Annotated in this window: 15 protein-coding genes; 6 read left to right on the top strand and 9 right to left on the bottom strand. The window is 61.9% G+C overall.

Annotation, left to right across the window (positions count from 1 at the left end; translation table 11 throughout):
• Window positions 1-157: 157 nt before the first annotated feature.
• The 3 genes from ACYF6X_RS02555 to ACYF6X_RS02545 form a co-directional block, all read right to left on the bottom strand.
• Complete coding sequence (locus tag ACYF6X_RS02555; protein ID WP_063988893.1) at window positions 158-1,057, bottom strand: Dyp-type peroxidase; 900 nt, start codon at window positions 1,055-1,057, stop codon at window positions 158-160.
• Window positions 1,058-1,239: 182 nt separating this feature from the next.
• Window positions 1,240-1,827, bottom strand: a complete 588-nt coding sequence (locus tag ACYF6X_RS02550; protein ID WP_063988892.1) for an RpoE-regulated lipoprotein — start codon at window positions 1,825-1,827, stop codon at window positions 1,240-1,242.
• A gap of 156 nt (window positions 1,828-1,983) precedes the next feature.
• Window positions 1,984-2,448 carry a DUF2919 domain-containing protein gene (locus tag ACYF6X_RS02545; protein ID WP_063988891.1) on the bottom strand — a complete coding sequence of 155 codons (465 nt, stop codon included), beginning with the start codon at window positions 2,446-2,448 and terminating at the stop codon, window positions 1,984-1,986.
• A gap of 175 nt (window positions 2,449-2,623) precedes the next feature.
• Between ACYF6X_RS02545 and ACYF6X_RS02540 the strand changes: the two genes are divergently transcribed.
• Entirely contained in the window at window positions 2,624-3,022 is a 399-nt protein-coding gene (locus ACYF6X_RS02540; RefSeq protein ID WP_049213185.1) for a YgiW/YdeI family stress tolerance OB fold protein, read from the top strand.
• 42 nt (window positions 3,023-3,064) lie between these two features.
• Here ACYF6X_RS02540 and ACYF6X_RS02535 read toward each other — a convergent pair whose 3' ends face one another.
• Window positions 3,065-3,490 carry a GNAT family acetyltransferase gene (locus tag ACYF6X_RS02535; RefSeq protein ID WP_004936504.1) on the bottom strand — a complete coding sequence of 142 codons (426 nt, stop codon included), beginning with the start codon at window positions 3,488-3,490 and terminating at the stop codon, window positions 3,065-3,067.
• A gap of 203 nt (window positions 3,491-3,693) precedes the next feature.
• Here ACYF6X_RS02535 and amiA point away from each other — a divergent pair, with 203 nt between their 5' ends.
• From amiA to ACYF6X_RS02520, 3 genes are all read left to right on the top strand, one after another.
• Window positions 3,694-4,575 carry an N-acetylmuramoyl-L-alanine amidase AmiA gene (gene amiA, locus ACYF6X_RS02530; protein WP_107227560.1) on the top strand — a complete coding sequence of 294 codons (882 nt, stop codon included), beginning with the start codon at window positions 3,694-3,696 and terminating at the stop codon, window positions 4,573-4,575.
• 65 nt (window positions 4,576-4,640) lie between these two features.
• Window positions 4,641-5,561 (top strand): oxygen-dependent coproporphyrinogen oxidase, encoded by a 921-nt coding sequence (gene hemF, locus ACYF6X_RS02525; protein WP_130017793.1) that lies wholly within the window; start codon window positions 4,641-4,643, stop codon window positions 5,559-5,561.
• A complete protein-coding gene (locus tag ACYF6X_RS02520; RefSeq protein WP_004936514.1) occupies window positions 5,561-6,016 on the top strand; it encodes a YaiI/YqxD family protein in 456 nt (151 codons plus the stop codon). The genes hemF and ACYF6X_RS02520 overlap by 1 nt, the downstream gene beginning before the upstream one ends.
• Before the next feature lie 22 nt (window positions 6,017-6,038).
• Here ACYF6X_RS02520 and ACYF6X_RS02515 read toward each other — a convergent pair whose 3' ends face one another.
• The 4 genes from ACYF6X_RS02515 to ACYF6X_RS02500 all read right to left on the bottom strand — a co-directional run bounded on the left by ACYF6X_RS02515 (window position 6,039) and on the right by ACYF6X_RS02500 (window position 12,323).
• On the bottom strand, window positions 6,039-8,279 hold the full coding sequence (locus tag ACYF6X_RS02515) for a TonB-dependent receptor domain-containing protein (RefSeq protein WP_130017792.1): 2,241 nt from the start codon (window positions 8,277-8,279) through the stop codon (window positions 6,039-6,041).
• A gap of 122 nt (window positions 8,280-8,401) precedes the next feature.
• On the bottom strand, window positions 8,402-10,528 hold the full coding sequence (locus tag ACYF6X_RS02510) for a S9 family peptidase (RefSeq protein WP_130017791.1): 2,127 nt from the start codon (window positions 10,526-10,528) through the stop codon (window positions 8,402-8,404).
• Window positions 10,529-10,582: 54 nt separating this feature from the next.
• Window positions 10,583-11,380: an energy transducer TonB family protein gene (locus ACYF6X_RS02505; protein WP_130017790.1), complete on the bottom strand. Its 798-nt coding sequence runs from the start codon at window positions 11,378-11,380 to the stop codon at window positions 10,583-10,585.
• A 103-nt stretch (window positions 11,381-11,483) separates the two neighbouring features.
• Window positions 11,484-12,323, bottom strand: coding sequence for a ChaN family lipoprotein (locus ACYF6X_RS02500; RefSeq protein WP_107227556.1), 840 nt, complete (start codon window positions 12,321-12,323; stop codon window positions 11,484-11,486).
• Between the two features lie 177 nt (window positions 12,324-12,500).
• On the opposite strand from ACYF6X_RS02500, the gene mmuP reads away from it, so the two are divergent.
• Together mmuP and mmuM are read left to right on the top strand one after the other, a co-directional pair.
• Entirely contained in the window at window positions 12,501-13,910 is a 1,410-nt protein-coding gene (gene mmuP / locus ACYF6X_RS02495; protein ID WP_149559549.1) for an S-methylmethionine permease, read from the top strand.
• A complete protein-coding gene (mmuM, locus tag ACYF6X_RS02490; RefSeq protein ID WP_130017788.1) occupies window positions 13,900-14,838 on the top strand; it encodes a homocysteine S-methyltransferase in 939 nt (312 codons plus the stop codon). The genes mmuP and mmuM overlap by 11 nt, the downstream gene beginning before the upstream one ends.
• Window positions 14,839-14,887: 49 nt before the next feature.
• On the opposite strand, the gene maeB is transcribed toward mmuM, so the two are convergent.
• Window positions 14,888-17,167 carry an NADP-dependent oxaloacetate-decarboxylating malate dehydrogenase gene (gene maeB, locus ACYF6X_RS02485; protein WP_016926766.1) on the bottom strand — a complete coding sequence of 760 codons (2,280 nt, stop codon included), beginning with the start codon at window positions 17,165-17,167 and terminating at the stop codon, window positions 14,888-14,890.
• Between the last annotated feature and the right edge of the window lie 30 nt (window positions 17,168-17,197).

The raw sequence follows: 17,197 nt of genomic DNA, 5'->3' as shown, positions 1-17,197 counted from the left end.
TGACGACCAGTGTATTTATAACTCGGTGCGGAGCTGTAACGCTTTTATATACCGTTTAGTGATTTACAAGCATCAAACGCTATAAGGCAGGGGGCACATGGCGTTTTCGGGGCGGGAAAACGGGCCGAAGCCGGGCGTGCCGGCTTCGGCAACGGCGTCAAAGTGACAGCAGGCGCGTCAGCGATGGCGCAAAGTAGTAGCTGCCGGTGACCGCGCGGCTGAAACGCAGCATCGCGTCGCGTTTGCCGTCCAGATCGCCGAACATGCTCAGCAGCTGCTGCTCGATATTGTGCAGGCGCGCGCAATACGCGATGAAGAACAGGCCGTGTTTGCCGCTGGCGGTGCCGTAAGGCAGGCTCTGGCGCAGAATTTTCAGGCCTTTGCCATCCTCTTTCAGATCGACGCGGCTGACGTGCGAGGTATCCGGGCGCTGATCGGCCGGCAGCTCTTCGCTGTCGTGCTTGGTGCGGCCAATGATCTGCTCCTGCTGTTCGGTGGTAAAGCGCTGCCACTGGCGCAGGTTGTGCTCGTAACGTTGCACCAGCACGTAGCTGCCGCCTGCGTCCTCTTCGCCTTCGGCGATCGTCGCCACTGCCGCGCGCTGCTCGCCCTGCGGGTTTTCGGTGCCGTCGATGAAGCCGCTCAGATCGCGCTCTTCCACCCAGCGGAAACCGTGGGTTTCTTCTTCAATCTTGATGACGTTGCCGAACGCCGCCAGCGCGGCCTGCGCCAGCGTGAAATTGACGTCGTGGCGCAGCGACTGGATGTGGATCAGCATGTCGCGCTGGGTGGCCGGCGCCAGCCCTTTGCCGAGCGGCGTGAACGGCTTCAGCTCTTGCGCGCCCTGGCCGCTGGAGAGGTCGTGCCAGACGTCGTAGCCGAAAGCGATCACCGCGCCGAGGCGCGCATCGGGAAACTGCTGCTGCAGCTCGCTCAGCGTCTGACAAAACTGCTTGCAGCCCTGGCGCAAGTCGGCGAATTCGCCCTGTACGCTGGCTTCCATAAAAATGGCGAAACGGCAGTGCTCCAGCAGAATGCCGCTCTGAACCTGTGTCATGTTGTTATCCTCAATACCAGAATCCGGCAACAGGTAAGGTATGGCGGTTGACGCGCGGGTTCCCTGTTACAAACGCGCGCTATCATACCGCAAGCACGGGCGATTGCCTTGCAGCAGCGCAAAGAAAATAGGGGTAATGGCTTGAAAAGGCAGGCGCCGTGAACCGGCGCCCGTTGAACATATTACTGCTGCGGCTTGGCGTGCCAGATGATTTTGCTGACCGTCCAGCTTTTCAGGGTGTCGTCCGGCGGGATGATGTCCTGCGCCCCGGCCCATTTGCCGCTGAAGATGTAGGTAACGTACTTGCTCTGCTCCGCCACGCACTCCACTTTGCCGGCGTCTTCGCCGCTGCCCGGTTTACAGGAGCCGAACGCCTTGCTGTACATATCGCCGAACGGCGTGCCGAGCTTGTTGCCCCACTCCGTCGCCACTTTCGGATCCAGCACGTCCACCCGCTGTAGGCGCCCTTTCGGTTCACCGGTGATCACCAGCTTCACCTCGTCGCCGGACAGCGCCTGATAATAAGAGACGATCTGACCGTTGCTGGTCGCCATGCCGCCGCGCAGGCGGTAGTTGCCGTCCAGCCCGTCGTTGATGGCGCTTTCCGACATCGGCGTGCCGGCGTTGAGCTTGCCGACGCCCTTGGCGCCGACCTCCAGGCTGCTGCCGAACCAGTTGAACGGCGACAGGCTGGACCAGGAGAAATTGGACATGCTCGAACAGCCGGTCAGTAACAGCGGAAGCCCTAACAACAGGGGGCGAATATTCATCTCTAGCTCCTTAAACATCAATGGCGCGGGGCGGTAGCCCGCCCTTGCCGCACTCGGCGTTTTGCTGCGTGCCAGCCTCTCACAACGGCCCGCACTACGCCAACGGTTGCCAGCTTGGAGTACGGAAAATGCGAAAAGTGCCGCACTTCTCGGCAATTAGTCGGCGTGCTCCGCCGGCGTAAAGCAGGCTTTCAGGCGCGCATTCAACAGCAGATAGCTCAGCGCCAGCGCATCGAGCAGCGCCAACGCCAGCTCCAGCCCCGGCGCATCGCCGTCCTGGCGCCACAGGCTGAACAGCGAGCCGCCGAGCGACGCCAGCACGGAGACAACCAGCCCCCAGCGCCAGCCGTGCCACAGCCGCGGCCATTGGTGGCGGCGGCCGCTCAGCAAAAACGCCAGCGCCGCTGGCAGACCGAGCAGCATGCCGTACCAAAAGCGTTGGGTATCCGGATAAAACAGCGCCAGCAAGCTTTCGCCCTGCTCACGCGAAGCGCCGGCCATCACGAACAGCAGCCAGGTGCGCGCCTGCAGAATCAGCACGGCCCAAAATCCCAGCGGCAGCCGCAGCGCGCCGTGCTGGTCGTAATCATCCGGGGAAAACTGGGGTGAGAATGGCTTCAACGATCGTTCCTTGCCAACAGAATAAAGACTATGGCTACAGATGGGCGCCGGCGATGGGAATTTCAATGCGTCGGCTTAAGAAGCTCTTAAGATCGGCGTGTTTTAATGCTTATCACTCAGCAAGCAACCCGATATCAGCGGGATGTAATTTTCGATAACGATAAGGAAGCGCAACATGAAAAAACTGACTCTGGCCGCTCTGATCGCGCTGTGCAGCGCACCGGTACTGGCGCAACAAGGCGGGTTCCTCGATCCGGCCGCGCCGCAGGCTCAAACGCAAACCACCGCACAAGGCGGTTTCTCCGGCCCCAGCGCGGCGCTGACCACCGTGGACAAGGTGAAATCGCTGAGCGACGACACCTGGGTGATGCTGCAGGGCAACATCGAGCAGCGCATCGGCGACGAAACCTATACCTTCCGCGACGCCACCGGCACCTTGACGGTCGATATCGACCGCAAACGCTGGAACGGCCAAACCGTGACGCCGAAAGACAAGGTACAGTTGGAAGGCAAAGTGGATAAAGACTGGAGCAGCGTCGAAGTGGACGTGAAAACCGTCAAAAAGCTGCCGTAATGCACTGCGGCGGGCGGTGCAACGCCGCCGCCCGCCGCTCGATCAATATTCCTGATCTTCGATCAGCCGCTTGCCCAGGCTGGTGATGCCCTGGATCTCATAGCCGAGCTTCTCGTACATCTCGACCACCGTGTCGTTGTCTTCGCGCACCATAATCTGGATTTTCGGGCAGCCGCGGGCGATCAACTTCTTCTCCAGACGGTTGATCAACGCATTGGCGATGCCGCGCCCGCGATAGTCGGGATGTACCCCGAGGTAATACGCCGAGCCGCGGTGGCCGTCATAGCCGCCCATCACCGAACCGACCACTTCGCCGCCGACTTCCGCCACCAGGAACAGCTCCGGATCGTGGTTCAGCTTGCGCTCGATGTCCATTTCCGGATCGTTCCAGGGCCGCAGCAGATCGCAGCGCTCCCACAGGGTAATGACCTCTTCAAAGTCGTCTTGTCGAAATACGCGAATTTCCATCGATGTTGGCCGCTGTTAATTAAGGTGTTTATCTGATTATCGCGTGATTATTCACTTACGCAATATCAAACTGCGATTTACCGCGCTATTTGCCCGGAAATCGCGGTAACAGGCGTAATAAATGGAAATAGTTATCGGGTCGATTAATGATTATTAATACGATATAACGTCGCAAAATAGAATCGTCGATGGAGCGTTGCGTAATGAAAAAGCAGGGTAAACAATTCCTCAATTTTAAGCCGCTTGCCGTTTCCCCGACGCGACGCCAACTTTTGCTTTCCGGCCTGGCGGTGGCGCTGTTCGGCGTGAAAAACCACAGCGCCAGGGCGGAAGGCCTGCTGCGCAATCAGCACAGCAAGCCGGCGGCGAAACCGGCCGGCGGCAAAAAACGGGTGATGATCGATCCCGGCCACGGCGGCATCGACTCCGGCGCGGTCGGCCACGAAGGCTCGCAGGAAAAACACATCGTGCTGGAAATCGCCAACCACGTACGCCGTTTTCTGCATGAGCACGACCACGTCGAGGCGCGCCTGACGCGCGAAGAAGACGAGTTCATTCCGCTGTTCCAGCGGGTGGAGATCGCCCACCAGCACCAGGCCGACCTGTTCATTTCGATCCACGCCGACGGCTTTACCAGCCCATCGGCCTCCGGCGCTTCGGTGTTCGCCCTGTCCAACCGCGGCGCCAGCAGCGCCATGGCGCGCTACCTGTCCAACCGTGAAAACGCCGCCGACGACGTGGCAGGCGGCAAGTACAAAGATCAGGACAACTACCTGCAACAGGTGCTGTTCGATCTGGTGCAAACCGACACCATCAACAACAGCCTGACGCTCGGCCGCCACGTGCTCGGCCAAATTCGCCCGGTACACCACCTGCACAGCGACAGCACCGAACAGGCGGCGTTCGCGGTGTTGAAATCCCCGTCCATTCCCTCGGTGCTGGTGGAAACCTCGTTCATCACCAACCCGAACGAAGAGCGGCTGCTGGGCACCACCGCGTTTCGCGAGAAAATAGCCCGCGCCATCGCGGACGGCATCGTTAACTTCTTCGACTACTTCGACGCCCACCAGCGCAAACCCCGCTGATGCCGCGGGCGGCGAATAAGAGTATACTCAGCGCCTTGTTCAGCCAGACGCTATAAAGACCCCGCATGAGTTTACCTAACATCGCTGAAGTAAAATCCTTCCTGCTGGCGCTGCAGGATCACATCTGCGCGCAGCTCGCCCAGGCCGACGGCGGCGCCGTGTTCACCGAAGACCAATGGACGCGTGAAGAAGGCGGCGGTGGCCGCAGCCGCGTGCTGACCAACGGCGCGGTGTTCGAACAGGCGGGGGTCAACTTCTCGCACGTCTCCGGCGCCACCTTGCCGGCCTCGGCGACCGCGCACCGTCCGGAACTGGCTGGGCGCAGCTTCCAGGCGATGGGCGTCTCATTGGTTATCCACCCGCTCAGCCCCTACGTGCCTACCAGCCACGCTAACGTGCGTTTCTTCATCGCCGAAAAACCGGGCGAAGCGCCGGTGTGGTGGTTCGGCGGCGGCTTTGATCTGACGCCGTTCTACGGCTTCGCAGAGGATGCCGTGCACTGGCACCGCACCGCGGCCGACCTGTGTGCGCCGTTCGGCGACGAGGTCTACCCGAAATACAAACAGTGGTGCGACGATTACTTCTTCATCAAGCATCGTAACGAAGCACGCGGCATCGGCGGCCTGTTCTACGACGATCTGAACACCCCGGACTTCGACCACTGCTTCGCCTTCACCCGCGCGGTGGGCCAGGGCTTCCTCGACGCCTATCTGCCGATCGTCGAAAAACGCAAGGCCTTGAGCTGGGGCGAGCGCGAGCGCCAGTTCCAGCTGTACCGCCGCGGCCGCTATGTGGAGTTCAACCTGGTGTGGGATCGCGGCACGCTGTTCGGGCTGCAAACCGGCGGGCGCACCGAGTCCATTCTGATGTCGATGCCGCCGCTGGTGCGTTGGGAATATAACTACCAGCCGGAAGGCGACAGCCCGGAAGCGGCGCTGGCGCGCGATTTCCTGCCGGTGCGCGACTGGCTGCAGGAGGCGAAATGATGCAGATTTGGGTCGATGCGGACGCCTGTCCGAACGTGATCAAAGAGGTGTTGTTCCGCGCCGCCGATCGTACCGCCATCACCGTGACGCTGGTGGCGAATCAGCCATTGCGCACGCCGCCCTCGAAGTACATTCGTTCGCTGCAGGTGGCGGCCGGCTTCGACGTGGCCGACAACGAGATTGTGCGCCGCTGCGAAGCGGGCGATCTGGTGATCACCGCCGATATCCCGCTGGCGGCGGAGGTGATAGAGAAAGGTGCGGTAGCGCTGAACCCGCGCGGCGAACGCTATACGCCGGACACCATCCGCGAGCGCCTCAACATGCGCGATTTTATGGATACCCTGCGCGCCAGCGGCATTCAGACCGGCGGCCCGAACGCCCTGAACCAGCGCGACCGCCAGCAGTTCGCCAACGAGCTGGATAAATGGCTGCTGCAGGCGAAACGGGCGCAGTGACTGCGCCCTGCTCTGCTGCGGTTTAGAAGCGTACCTCCCCGCCGAAGATATAAGTCCGCCCACGGGCGGTGTTGGTCGGCGTGAAGTCCTGCGACTGCGAAGGCAGCGAGTTCATCTTGTTCAGCGCGTCCGAGTAGTCTTTGTCCATCAGGTTTTGCACGCTGAGCTTCAGCAACAGATTACGATTTACCTGATAGGTGCCGTACAGATCGATAATGGTCGGAATATGCGGCGCCGGCTCCTTCATCAACTGTTCGTTTTCATCGCGAATGGAATCAGGCGACAGGCGCACCGCTTTGCCGGTGTATTTCACCACCCCGCCCAGCGTCAACGTCTCGTCCAGCAGGCGCACCCCGCTGTCCAGCGTGAAGTAGAACTCCGGCAGTTCGCTGACATCGCCCGCGCCGAATTCGTTGCTGGCCTGGTTGGTCGGCTGGGAGGTATGCTCCTTGCTTAACGACAGCTTGGTGAAGGCGAAACCGGCGTCGTACAGCGCTTCGATCTCCACCCCGCGCATTTTGACCGGTTCAGGGGCGTTGCTGTACATGGTCATGCTGACGTTGACGTCCGCGTCATCCCACTCTTCCTGCGTCGCCTGCGAACGGTTGCACTTCTGGCGGTTTTTACACACCAGGTAGGATTGGCTGGAAATGTAGTTTTTGATCCTGGTTTCGAAATAGACCGCTTTCAGTTGGAAGCTGTCCTGCTTGAACAACAGATCGTGGGCATTGGCGTTGAACCCGCCCTGCCAGGTCTCCGCTTTTTCGCCCTTTAGGAATGGGTTCATCGACTGACCGCCGCTGTTGGCGAAGAACACCTCCTGGATATTCGGCCCGCGCATCGACTTGCTGTAGCTGACGAACGGCTGCAGCCACGGCGTCACCTGCGCCGACAGCATGACCGACGGGTTGAAGCCGTGTTCGTTGCGGTTGATATTGCCGGCGCCCTGCGGGAAGCACTCTACGCGCTCGTCACAGGCCGGCTTATAGCCTGAGAGGCGATAAGCGGTGTAGTTCAGATCGAAATTACCCTGCCAGATGCCGTAGTTGGCCTGCAGGCCGCTGTACAGGCTGGAAATATCCTGCTTGCCCGACATCCCCACCGACGAACTTTCCGCCTGATTGTCATCCGTCACCAAACCGGAGGCCTTTTTCTTATACTCATTGCGCACCAGCTTGCCGCCGTAGCTGAAGGCGAAATCGACATCCTGCAGGCTGAAACGGCTGGTGTTGTTGATATCCAGCGCATCGGAGATGTTTTTCGCCGTGCTGTCGCTGAATCCCGCCATGTTGTCGGACATAAATTGCTGCTTGCCGCGGCTGGTGCTGGCGGTCAGGTTGAAATCGATCAGTTCCGAGAACGGCGCGTAGTGGTATTTAAGGTAGAAATCATCGCTGTCGATGTGGCGGCGGGTGATTTTATTCTGGTAGCTGCGCGCCGACAGTTCGATGCTGTTAAAGGCATCCGGCTTGATGTCCACCTTGAACAGCTGGGATTTCGGGTTCTGGCGGTAGGTTTTATCGACGTTGAACATCTCGCTGTCGAAACCGGCGCCGTTTTTGTAGTTGGAGGTGATGGAACTGCCGCTGATCGCTGCCATCGCCCCCAGGCTGCCGCCGTCGGCAAAGGCGGCGGTTTTGGCACCGACGGCGATCATGCCGCTGCGGCCGATGCCGTTATTGCCCACCGAGAATTTGGTGCGCACGCCGAACGGGTTATCGGAAAACACTACGTCATCCACGCCGATAGTGCGGAAGTTAGCGCTGCCCGCCAGCGCGTTCACCCCATCGGAACCGGTCGCGTTGCCGCGCGCCACATCGACGCCGACGATAAAGTTAGGATCGATCAGCGCCCCGAACTGGCTGGTGGGCAATCCCCCGTGCGCCGCGTCGTTCGGCGAGTTGCCGTAGTAGTTTTGCGTGATGCCGTCGACCATAGTATTGACCCGGCCAAAACCGCTCAGGCCGCGAATATTGACGCTGACCGATCCCTGGCCGGGATCGATCTGGGTATAGGTGCCCGGCATACTGCGCAGAATGCTGTCCACTGACTCCAGATTCTTGTTTTCATCGCGCGAGCTGAACGCGCCCGGCCGGGCCAACGCGTCTTTTTCGCTGCTTTTGCCGCTGTCGGCGGCCGAGACGTTGAGCGGGCTGAACGCCACGCTGCCTTTATTATTTTCCGCCTGTTCCTGCGCGGCCGCAGCCTGCCCGTACAGCGCCAGTCCCGCGCCGATCAGGCTCGCTATCATTTTGATTTTCATATATCCCCAGAAATAGCCAATAAGGTTTGATGGCCGACAATGCCCAGCAAAAAGCCCGCCGAAACGCGCGGTAAAAGATTGTTATTGTTTTATTGCGCCGCAGCGTGCCGCGGCGCTGAAGGTTATTTCTGCGCCTGCCGATCCGCCGCCAGAATAAAGGCGTACTCCAGCGCGCCGTTTTCCAGCCGCGCCAGGCGGCCCGACTTGCCGCCGTGGCCGGCGGTCATGTCGGTGGAGAGCAGCAGCAGCGAATCACCCTGCTTGAAGCGCCGCAGCTTCGCCACCCATTTGGCCGGTTCCCAATACTGCACCTGCGAGTCGTACAAGCCGCTGGTAACCAGCAGGTTCGGGTAACGCTGCTTGCGCACGTTGTCGTACGGGCTGTAGGACTTCATCAGCGCATAGGCGGCCAGCTGGTGCGGGTTGCCCCACTCCTCGTATTCGCCGGTGGTGAGTGGAATGCTGTCGTCCAGCATGGTGGTCACCACGTCGACGAACGGCACCTGCGCCACTACTGCGTTGTACAGCTGCGGCGCCTGATTGATCACCGCTCCCATCAGCAAGCCGCCGGCGCTGCCGCCCATGGCGTAGATGCGCCCCGGTTGGCCGTAGCCGTCTTTGATCAGCGCCTGGGTGGCGTCGATGAAGTCGTTGAAGCTGTTCGGTTTGTGCGTCAGCTTGCCCTGTTTGTACCAGCTCTGCCCCAGCTCGCCGCCGCCGCGCACGTGGATCAGCGCATAGACGAAGCCGCGATCCAGCAGGCTGATGCGGTTGGCGCTGAACGCCGGATCCATGCTCATGCCGTAAGCGCCGTAGCCGTACACCAGCAGCGGGTTATGCCCGTTTTTGAACAGCGATGTGCGGTACACCAGCGAGACCGGCACCTTCACGCCGTCGCGCGCCGTGACCCAGATGCGCTCGCTGTGATACAAGCTGGGATCGACGCCTTTCACTTCCTGCTGCTTCAGCAAGGTGCGCTCGCCCTTGTTCAGATCCCACTCATAGGTGCGGGTCGGCGTGGTCATCGCCGAATAGCCGTAGCGCAACCGATCGCTGTCCGGCTCCGGGTTATAACCCAGCCAGGCCATGTAGCTGGCGTCGTCGAACGGGATGGCGCGCTCAGTTTTGCCGTCCCAGCTGATTTGCCGCAGCTGCACCAGCCCGTTGGCGCGCTCCTGCACCACCAGCCAGTCGCGGAACAGGCTGAAGTTCTCCACCTCGTGCTGCGCCTGCGGTGCGATCAGCGTCTGCCAGGGTTTGCCCGCCGCCGCCGTGCGGTACAGGCCAAAGTTCGGATCCTGATGGTTGGAACGCAGATAGAACTCGCCGCGGTAGTGATCGAGATAGTACTCGCGGCCGTTCTGCCGGGCGGCAAACAGCTGCGGCTCGCGCTGCGGCTGGTTAGCGTCGATCAGGCGCACCTCGGAGGTGGTGTTACCGCTGATGGTCAGAATCAGATAATCACGCGAGGACGAGCGGCCAAGGCTGAGGTAGAACGCCGGGTCGTTTTCCTGGTACACCAGCTTATCTTCCGCCGTCGGTGTCCCGTACTGATGGCGATAGACCTGGTACGGCAACAGCGTTTGTGGGTGGTTGCGCACGTAGAACAGGGTTTGGTTGTCGTTGGCCCACACCATGTTGCCGGAGGTGTTTTCCAGCGTTTCCGGCGACCAGCGTTCGCTGCCTATCTCGCGCAGGGAGATGCGGTATTGGCGGCGGCCCTGCAGATCTTCGGCCACCGCCAGGCGGCGGTTGTCCTGGCTGACGTCCATCGCCCCCAGGCGATAGTAGGCGTGGCCGGCCGCGCGCTGATTGGCGTCCAGCAAGGTTTGCCACGGCGCGTCGGCGGTGAGCGCCTGGCGCTGATACAGCGCGAAATCTTTACCGGCGGCGTAGCTTTCCTGATAGCGATAGCCGTTGAGCTGATACGGCACCGAACGATCGTCAGGGTTCATGCGGCCCAACATCTCCTGATACAGCGTGGCGCGCAGCTTCTGGTACGGCGCCATCATCTGCTCGGTATAGCGGTTCTCCGCCTTCAGGTAGTCCAGCACCTTCGGCTCTTTTCGGCTGTCGTCGCGCAGCCAGTAGTAATCGTCGGTGCGCGTCTCGCCGTGCGCCGTCAGCGCTTTCGGCGCGCGTTCCGCCAACGGCGGCTGCGGTTGCGCCAGCGCGGCGCCAGCGATGCCTAAAGAAAGCCAGAGCGCGGCCGCGATGCGACGGCGCGGGGTGAATAACAGCGGATTCATAATCCCTCACGAAGTTTGAAGAGGCGCACGACGGCGATGCGGCGCCTGCGGGCATTAACGGCGGGCGTTCAGCTCCGCCAGATTGAAATCGATCGGCATCGTCACCTTGACGGCCCCCTGCTGCAGCATCTCCGGCGGCGGCGGCGGCAACGGCTGGGCGCGCGATACCACCGCCACCGCTTCCCGATCCAGCGACGCGGTGCCGGAACGCACCTGCAGCATGACGTTCGAGACCCGTCCCTGCGCGTCAACGCTGAAGCTGACCTGCGGCATGCCGCTGCGCCGGCGGCTGCGGGCATCCAAAGGGTAATCCTTGATGCGGTTCAGTTTGCCTTTCACCAGGCTCTCCCACGACAGTTTGGCCTGCACGTTGCTGTTGGCGTCGCTGTTGATCGGTGCGGCGGTCTGGTGGGAGAGCGTCTGCGCCTGCGGCGCGGCGGCGCTGGACGCGGCGGCATTGCGCGTCTCTTTGGCCTGTTCCTGCGGCTTCGGCTGCGATTTTTGCGGGGGTCGGTGTTCGGCGCGCTTCTTCTGCGCCGTCACGATTTTCGCTTTCTCGGCGCGCGCCAGCTTGGGCAGATCCGGCTGTTGCTGCTGCTCCGCCGGCTGCGCCGCGGCGGACTCCGCCTGCTGCACGCCCAGCGGCAGCGGCTTGCTTTCCGGCGCTTCAATCTGCGCCGCCCAGCTCATCATCACCGCCGGCGGTGGCAACACCACCGGCTCCAGCGCCGTCTGCGGCCAGTAAAACAACAGCACCAACGCCGCGTGCGCCGCCAGAGCGAGCAGCAGGCCGCGCGCCCAGCGCGGCTGCGGCAGTTCAAAGGCCGGGAGGGAGTAAGACTGACTTAACATAGGGGCATTAGCTTTGCTTAATTGCGAATGATTGCAGATCACATTTACTAATGATAATCATTTGCAAATATAATTAACACCCCTTTTCACTGTCTTAACGTATTCATTTCACTGATGGTGTGAGCCACAGGTAGTCTGCGGTGTTCGCATCGACCTGTACGCCCTGCTCCGCCAGCATCAGCACCGTCGGCGCCGCCGCCGGTTGCAGATCCCGCACGTGCAGCGGCACCCCCACCGATTTGGCGGCGTGATAGCCGCCGGCGATCAGCAGCGCGGGCGTGGGCGCCGCCAGCAGACGTTCCGCCATGCGCCGGTCGCGCTGCTGCTGGATCGCCAGCATCGCATGCAGCTGGTCGGCCTCAATCTTGCCGCCGTGCGAAGTGCGGATGGTCTCTTCCAGCGCCTTGCGCACCGCCGGCTGCGCCGATAGTTGCCCCGCCGGGAATTGCGGCTGCTGATAGAACGCCGTAATCTCGCTGCGATCCAGATTGGCCGACCACAGCGGGTAAGGCGCGCGCATCGCCGCCATCGTCACCCCGCCATACAGCGCCCACTTCCAGCCCGGCTGCCAGGCGATCAGCTCCGCTACGCGGCCGTCGCGCACCGTCGGATCGCTCTGCAACCACTGCTTCACCTTGTCGACCTGCGCCTGCTGGTTCGGGTTGATCATCTCCATCAGCACGCTGCCCTGCGGCCGCCGCAGCGGTAACTGCTGCACCAGCCATTCCTCAATCTGATGGTGGTAAGGATTGTCATGCTTCTCCCCCAGGATCACCCGCGGCTGCTGCGCCAGTCGCGTCAACAGCTGCTCCGGCGTCAGGGTCGCGCCGCTGTGCAGATCGGTGATACTCCCCAAACTCGCGACGTCGCTGGCCGGCGCCTTCACCGGCGTTTGGCTGCAGGCACCGAGCGCCAACGCCGCCAATAAAATCAGGTATCTCATCATGTTGCCCCATTATCGAAAATGGCGACATTATAGATAATAATTATCATTTGCATATAGATCCGGCTTAACGATTTTTTTACGCGGCGATCGCCGGCTGCGCATTGCGTTGAAAAAGCATTGCGGGTATAACCAATAGCCATTCAGATATTTAGACGTCTATACGGATAGATTATTATGCAATCATCGGCACCCGCCGCAGGACAGTTCAAACGCAGCATGAAGGCCCGGCACCTGGTGATGCTGTCGCTGGGCGGCGTGATCGGCACCGGGCTGTTTTTCAACACCGGCTACATCATCTCCACCACCGGGGCGCTCGGCACGCTGCTGGCCTACCTGATCGGCGCGCTGGTGGTGTATCTGGTGATGCTGTGCCTGGGCGAGCTGTCGGTGGCGATGCCGGAAACCGGCGCTTTTCACGTCTATGCTTCGCGCTATCTGGGGCCGGCCACCGGCTATGCCGTCGCCTGGCTGTATTGGCTCACCTGGACGGTGGCGCTCGGCTCCAGCCTGACCGCCGCCGGATTCTGCATGCAGTACTGGTTCCCGCAGTCGCCGGTGTGGCTGTGGTGCCTGATCTTCTGCGCGGCCATTTTTCTGCTCAACGTGGTGACCACCCGTTTTTTCGCCGAAAGCGAATTCTGGTTTTCGCTGATCAAAGTGGTGACCATTCTGGCGTTTATCATTCTGGGCGGCGCCGCCATGTTCGGCCTGCTGCCGATGAAAGACGGCACGCCGGCGCCGTTCCTGCATAACCTGACCGCTTCCGGCTGGCTGCCGCACGGCACGCTGCCGATCCTGATGACCATGGTGGCGGTGAACTTCGCCTTCTCCGGCACGGAACTGATCGGCATCGCCGCCGGTGAAACCGAAAACCCGGAAAAAGTCGTGCCGCTGGCGATCCGCACCACGGTGATCCGCCTGATGCTGTTCTTTATCGGCACGGTCTTCGTGCTGGCGGCGTTGATCCCGATGGATCAGGCGGGGATCGTCAAAAGCCCTTTCGTGCTGGTGTTTGAACGCATCGGCGTGCCTTACGCCGCCGATATCTTCAACTTCGTGATCCTGACCGCCATCCTGTCGGCGGCCAACTCCGGCCTGTACGCCTCGGGGCGCATGCTGTGGTCGCTGGCCCACCAGCGCACCCTGCCGGCCTACTTTGCGCGCGTCAATGCGCGTGGCATTCCGATCAACGCCCTGACCTTCAGCATGCTCGGCGGCGTGCTGGCGCTGCTGACCAGCGTGATCGCGCCGGACACGGTGTTTGTCGCCCTGTCGGCGATCTCCGGTTTTGCGGTGGTGGCGGTGTGGCTGAGCATCTGCGCGGCCCACTTTGCTTTCCGCCGCGCCTACCTGCGCAGCGGCCAGCCGATAAGCGGCCTGAAATACCGCGCCCCCGGTTACCCGCTGACGCCGATCCTCGGCTTTGCGCTGTGCCTGCTGGCCTGCATCGGGCTGGCGTTCGATCCGGAGCAGCGCATTGCGCTCTACTGCGGACTGCCGTTCGTCGCCCTGTGCTACCTCACCTATTTCCTGACCCGGCGCGCCGGGCAAAAAACCGCTTTGGGAGAACAACATGTCGGTTAATAACCCCGTCGCCCGCCTGCTGGCCGAACACCCCACGCTGATCCTGGACGGCGCGCTGGCCACCGAGCTGGAAGCGCGCGGCTGCGATCTGACCGATCCGCTCTGGTCGGCCAAAGTGCTGATTGAAAATCCCGAGCTTATCTATCAGGTGCATCTCGATTATTTCAACGCCGGCGCCCACTGCGCCATCACCGCCAGCTATCAGGCCACGCCGCAGGGCTTCTTGCGCCGCGGCCTGGATCAGGATCGGTCGCTGGCGCTGATCGCCAAAAGCGTGCAGCTGGCGCAACGCGCGCGCCGCGATTATCTGGCCGCGCACCCGCAGGCCGCGCCGCTGCTGATCGCCGGTTCGGTGGGCCCGTACGGCGCCTATCTGGCCGACGGCTCGGAATACCGCGGCGACTACCGGCTGACGCAGGATGACATGATTGCCTTCCACCGCCCGCGTATTGCAGCCCTGGCCGCCGCCGGCGTCGATCTGCTGGCCTGCGAAACGCTGCCGTCGTTCGCCGAACTGCAGGCGCTGCTGACGCTGCTGCAGGAATTCCCGACGCTCGGCGCCTGGTTCGCCTTCACCCTGCGCGACAGCCAACACCTCAGCGACGGCACGCCGCTGACGGAGGTCCTGTCCGCGCTGCGCGGCAACCCACAGGTGTTGGCCATCGGCATCAACTGCATCGCGCTGGACAAGGTCGCCCCGGCGCTGCGCCAGCTGGGTGCGCTGGCCGACAAACCGCTGCTGGTGTATCCAAACTCCGGCGAGCACTACGATGCGGTGAGCAAAACCTGGCACGCCTGCGGCGGCGAGCACGGCAGCCTGGCCGATCAGGCGACGGAGTGGCGCACGCTCGGCGCACAATTGATCGGCGGCTGTTGCCGCACCACCCCGCAGGATATCCGCGCCATCGCCGCACGCTGCAAGGCATAAAAAAGCCCCCGGCGCCAGCGGCGCAGGGGGCCAGTCACTCAACCCGGGCTTACAGCGGTTCGGTCTGGGCTTCCACTACCGCCAGCGCCACCATGTTGACGATGCGACGCACCGAGGCGATCGGCGTCAGGATGTGCACCGGCTTGGCGACCCCCATCAGCACCGGCCCGACGGTCACCCCTTCCGAGCAGGAGACGCGCAGCAGGTTGTAGCTGATGCGCGCTGCTTCCATGTTCGGCATGATCAGCAGGTTGGCCGAGCCTTTCAGCGGGCTGTCCGGCATCAGATCGTGACGGATGCTTTCCACCAGCGCGGCGTCGCCGTGCATTTCGCCGTCGATCTCCAGCTCCGGCGCCAGCTCGTTCACCAACTCCAGCGTTTTACGCATCTTGCGCGCCGCCGGGCAGTCGGAAGACCCGAAGCTGGAGTGAGACAGCAGCGCCACCTTCGGCTCGATACCGAAGCGGCGCACGGTTTCCGCCGCCATCAGAGTGATCTCCGCCAGCTGCTCCGGCGTCGGATCGTCGTTGACGTAGGTGTCGGCGATAAAGGTGTTGCCGCTCGGCAACAGCAGCGCGTTCATCGCACCGGCGACGTGCGCGCCTTCACGGAAGCCGAACACGTTCTTCACCACGTCGTAATGCTCGTGGTAGCTGCCGATGGTGCCGCAGATCATCGCATCCGCTTCGCCGCGGTGCAGCATGATGGCGGCGATCAGCGTCGGGTTGCCGATCACCGCGCGGCGCGCCTGTTCCTGCGAGACGCCGCGACGTTTCATGATCTGGTAGTACTCGCCCCAGTATTCGTTAAAGCGCGGATCCGACTCGTTGTTTACCACTTCGAAATCTTTGCCCGGCGTCAGCTGCAGACCCAATTTTTTCAGGCGCATCTCGATCACGCTCGGGCGGCCGACCAGGATCGGGAAGGCCAGCCCCTGCGACACCAGCTCCTGCGTGGCGTGCAGCACGCGCTCTTCCTCGCCTTCCGCCAGCACCACCCGCTTCACCTCTTTGCGCGCCTGCGAGAAGATCGGCTTCATGAACAGGTTGGTTTTGTAGACGAACTCCGCCAGCTTCTCGACGTAGGCGTCGAAGTCTTCGATCGGGCGCGTCGCCACGCCGGAATCCATCGCCGCCTTGGCTACCGCCGGCGCGATCTTGACGATCAGGCGCGGATCGAACGGTTTCGGAATGATGTATTCCGGCCCGAAGGAGAGATCCTGGTCGTCATAGGCAGAAGCCACCACGTCGCTCTGCTCCGCCAGCGCCAGATCGGCGATGGCATGCACGCAGGCCAGCTTCATCTCTTCGTTGATGGTGGTGGCACCCACGTCCAGCGCGCCGCGGAAGATGAACGGGAAGCACAGGACGTTGTTCACCTGGTTCGGGTAGTCGGAACGGCCGGTACAGATGATGGCGTCCGGGCGCACCGCTTTGGCCAGCGGCGGCAGAATTTCCGGTTCCGGGTTGGCCAGCGCCATGATCAGCGGATCGCGCGCCATGGTTTTCACCATATCCTGCGTCAGGACGCCCGGGCCGGAGCAGCCGAGGAAGATGTCGGCGTTCGGGATGGCGTCGCCCAGCGTGCGCTGGCCGTTATCCTCGATGGCGTAGGCGGCTTTGGTCTGCTCCATGTTGGCGTCGCGGCCTTTATAGATGACGCCCTTGGAGTCGCAAACGGTGATGTTCTGTTGCCGCAGCCCCAGCGCCACCAGCAGGTTCAGGCAGGCGATGGAGGCCGCGCCGGCGCCGGACACCACCAGGCGTACGTCGGAGATATTCTTCTTCACCACGCGCAGGCCGTTGAGCACCGCCGCAGTGGTGATGATCGCCGTGCCGTGCTGGTCGTCGTGGAACACCGGGATCTTCATGCGCTCGCGCAGTTTCTGTTCGATGTAGAAACACTCTGGCGCCTTGATGTCTTCCAGGTTGATGCCGCCGAAGGTCGGTTCCAGCGCGGCGATAATGTCGATTAACTTGTCAGGGTTATGCTCATCCACTTCGATATCAAACACATCGATACCGGAAAACTTCTTGAACAAAACGCCCTTGCCTTCCATTACCGGCTTACCGGCCAACGCGCCGATATTGCCCAGACCCAGTACCGCCGTGCCGTTGGAAATCACCGCCACCAGATTGCCGCGCGCGGTGTATTTGTAGGCCGCCAGCGGATCTTCGGCGATCTCGAGGCAAGGCGCGGCGACGCCCGGCGAATAGGCCAACGCCAGATCGCGCTGGGTCGCCAACGGTTTGGTAGGGGAAACCTGGATCTTCCCTGGGACAGGAAACTGATGGAAATCAAGGGCACTCTGTTTGAGCTGTTCGTCCATTATGGATTCCTTTGTTTTTTGCTTTTATGT

It is taken from the genome of Serratia sp. ID 25-353, from assembly GCF_054792795.1.
The sequence above is the reverse complement of the archived record's forward strand: the minus strand, read 5'-3'. Positions and strand labels throughout refer to the sequence as shown.

What these genes read in the sequence shown, in the direction of transcription:
- ACYF6X_RS02555 (WP_063988893.1), bottom strand. Translation starts at nt 1,057, where the DNA reads ATGACACAGGTTCAGAGCGGCATTCTGCTGGAGCACTGCCGTTTCGCC.
- ACYF6X_RS02550 (WP_063988892.1), bottom strand. Translation starts at nt 1,827, where the DNA reads ATGAATATTCGCCCCCTGTTGTTAGGGCTTCCGCTGTTACTGACCGGC.
- ACYF6X_RS02540 (WP_049213185.1), top strand. Translation starts at nt 2,624, where the DNA reads ATGAAAAAACTGACTCTGGCCGCTCTGATCGCGCTGTGCAGCGCACCG.
- ACYF6X_RS02535 (WP_004936504.1), bottom strand. Translation starts at nt 3,490, where the DNA reads ATGGAAATTCGCGTATTTCGACAAGACGACTTTGAAGAGGTCATTACC.
- amiA (WP_107227560.1), top strand. Translation starts at nt 3,694, where the DNA reads ATGAAAAAGCAGGGTAAACAATTCCTCAATTTTAAGCCGCTTGCCGTT.
- hemF (WP_130017793.1), top strand. Translation starts at nt 4,641, where the DNA reads ATGAGTTTACCTAACATCGCTGAAGTAAAATCCTTCCTGCTGGCGCTG.
- ACYF6X_RS02520 (WP_004936514.1), top strand. Translation starts at nt 5,561, where the DNA reads ATGCAGATTTGGGTCGATGCGGACGCCTGTCCGAACGTGATCAAAGAG.
- ACYF6X_RS02515 (WP_130017792.1), bottom strand. Translation starts at nt 8,279, where the DNA reads ATGAAAATCAAAATGATAGCGAGCCTGATCGGCGCGGGACTGGCGCTG.
- ACYF6X_RS02510 (WP_130017791.1), bottom strand. Translation starts at nt 10,528, where the DNA reads ATGAATCCGCTGTTATTCACCCCGCGCCGTCGCATCGCGGCCGCGCTC.
- ACYF6X_RS02505 (WP_130017790.1), bottom strand. Translation starts at nt 11,380, where the DNA reads ATGTTAAGTCAGTCTTACTCCCTCCCGGCCTTTGAACTGCCGCAGCCG.
- ACYF6X_RS02500 (WP_107227556.1), bottom strand. Translation starts at nt 12,323, where the DNA reads ATGAGATACCTGATTTTATTGGCGGCGTTGGCGCTCGGTGCCTGCAGC.
- mmuP (WP_149559549.1), top strand. Translation starts at nt 12,501, where the DNA reads ATGCAATCATCGGCACCCGCCGCAGGACAGTTCAAACGCAGCATGAAG.
- mmuM (WP_130017788.1), top strand. Translation starts at nt 13,900, where the DNA reads ATGTCGGTTAATAACCCCGTCGCCCGCCTGCTGGCCGAACACCCCACG.
- maeB (WP_016926766.1), bottom strand. Translation starts at nt 17,167, where the DNA reads ATGGACGAACAGCTCAAACAGAGTGCCCTTGATTTCCATCAGTTTCCT.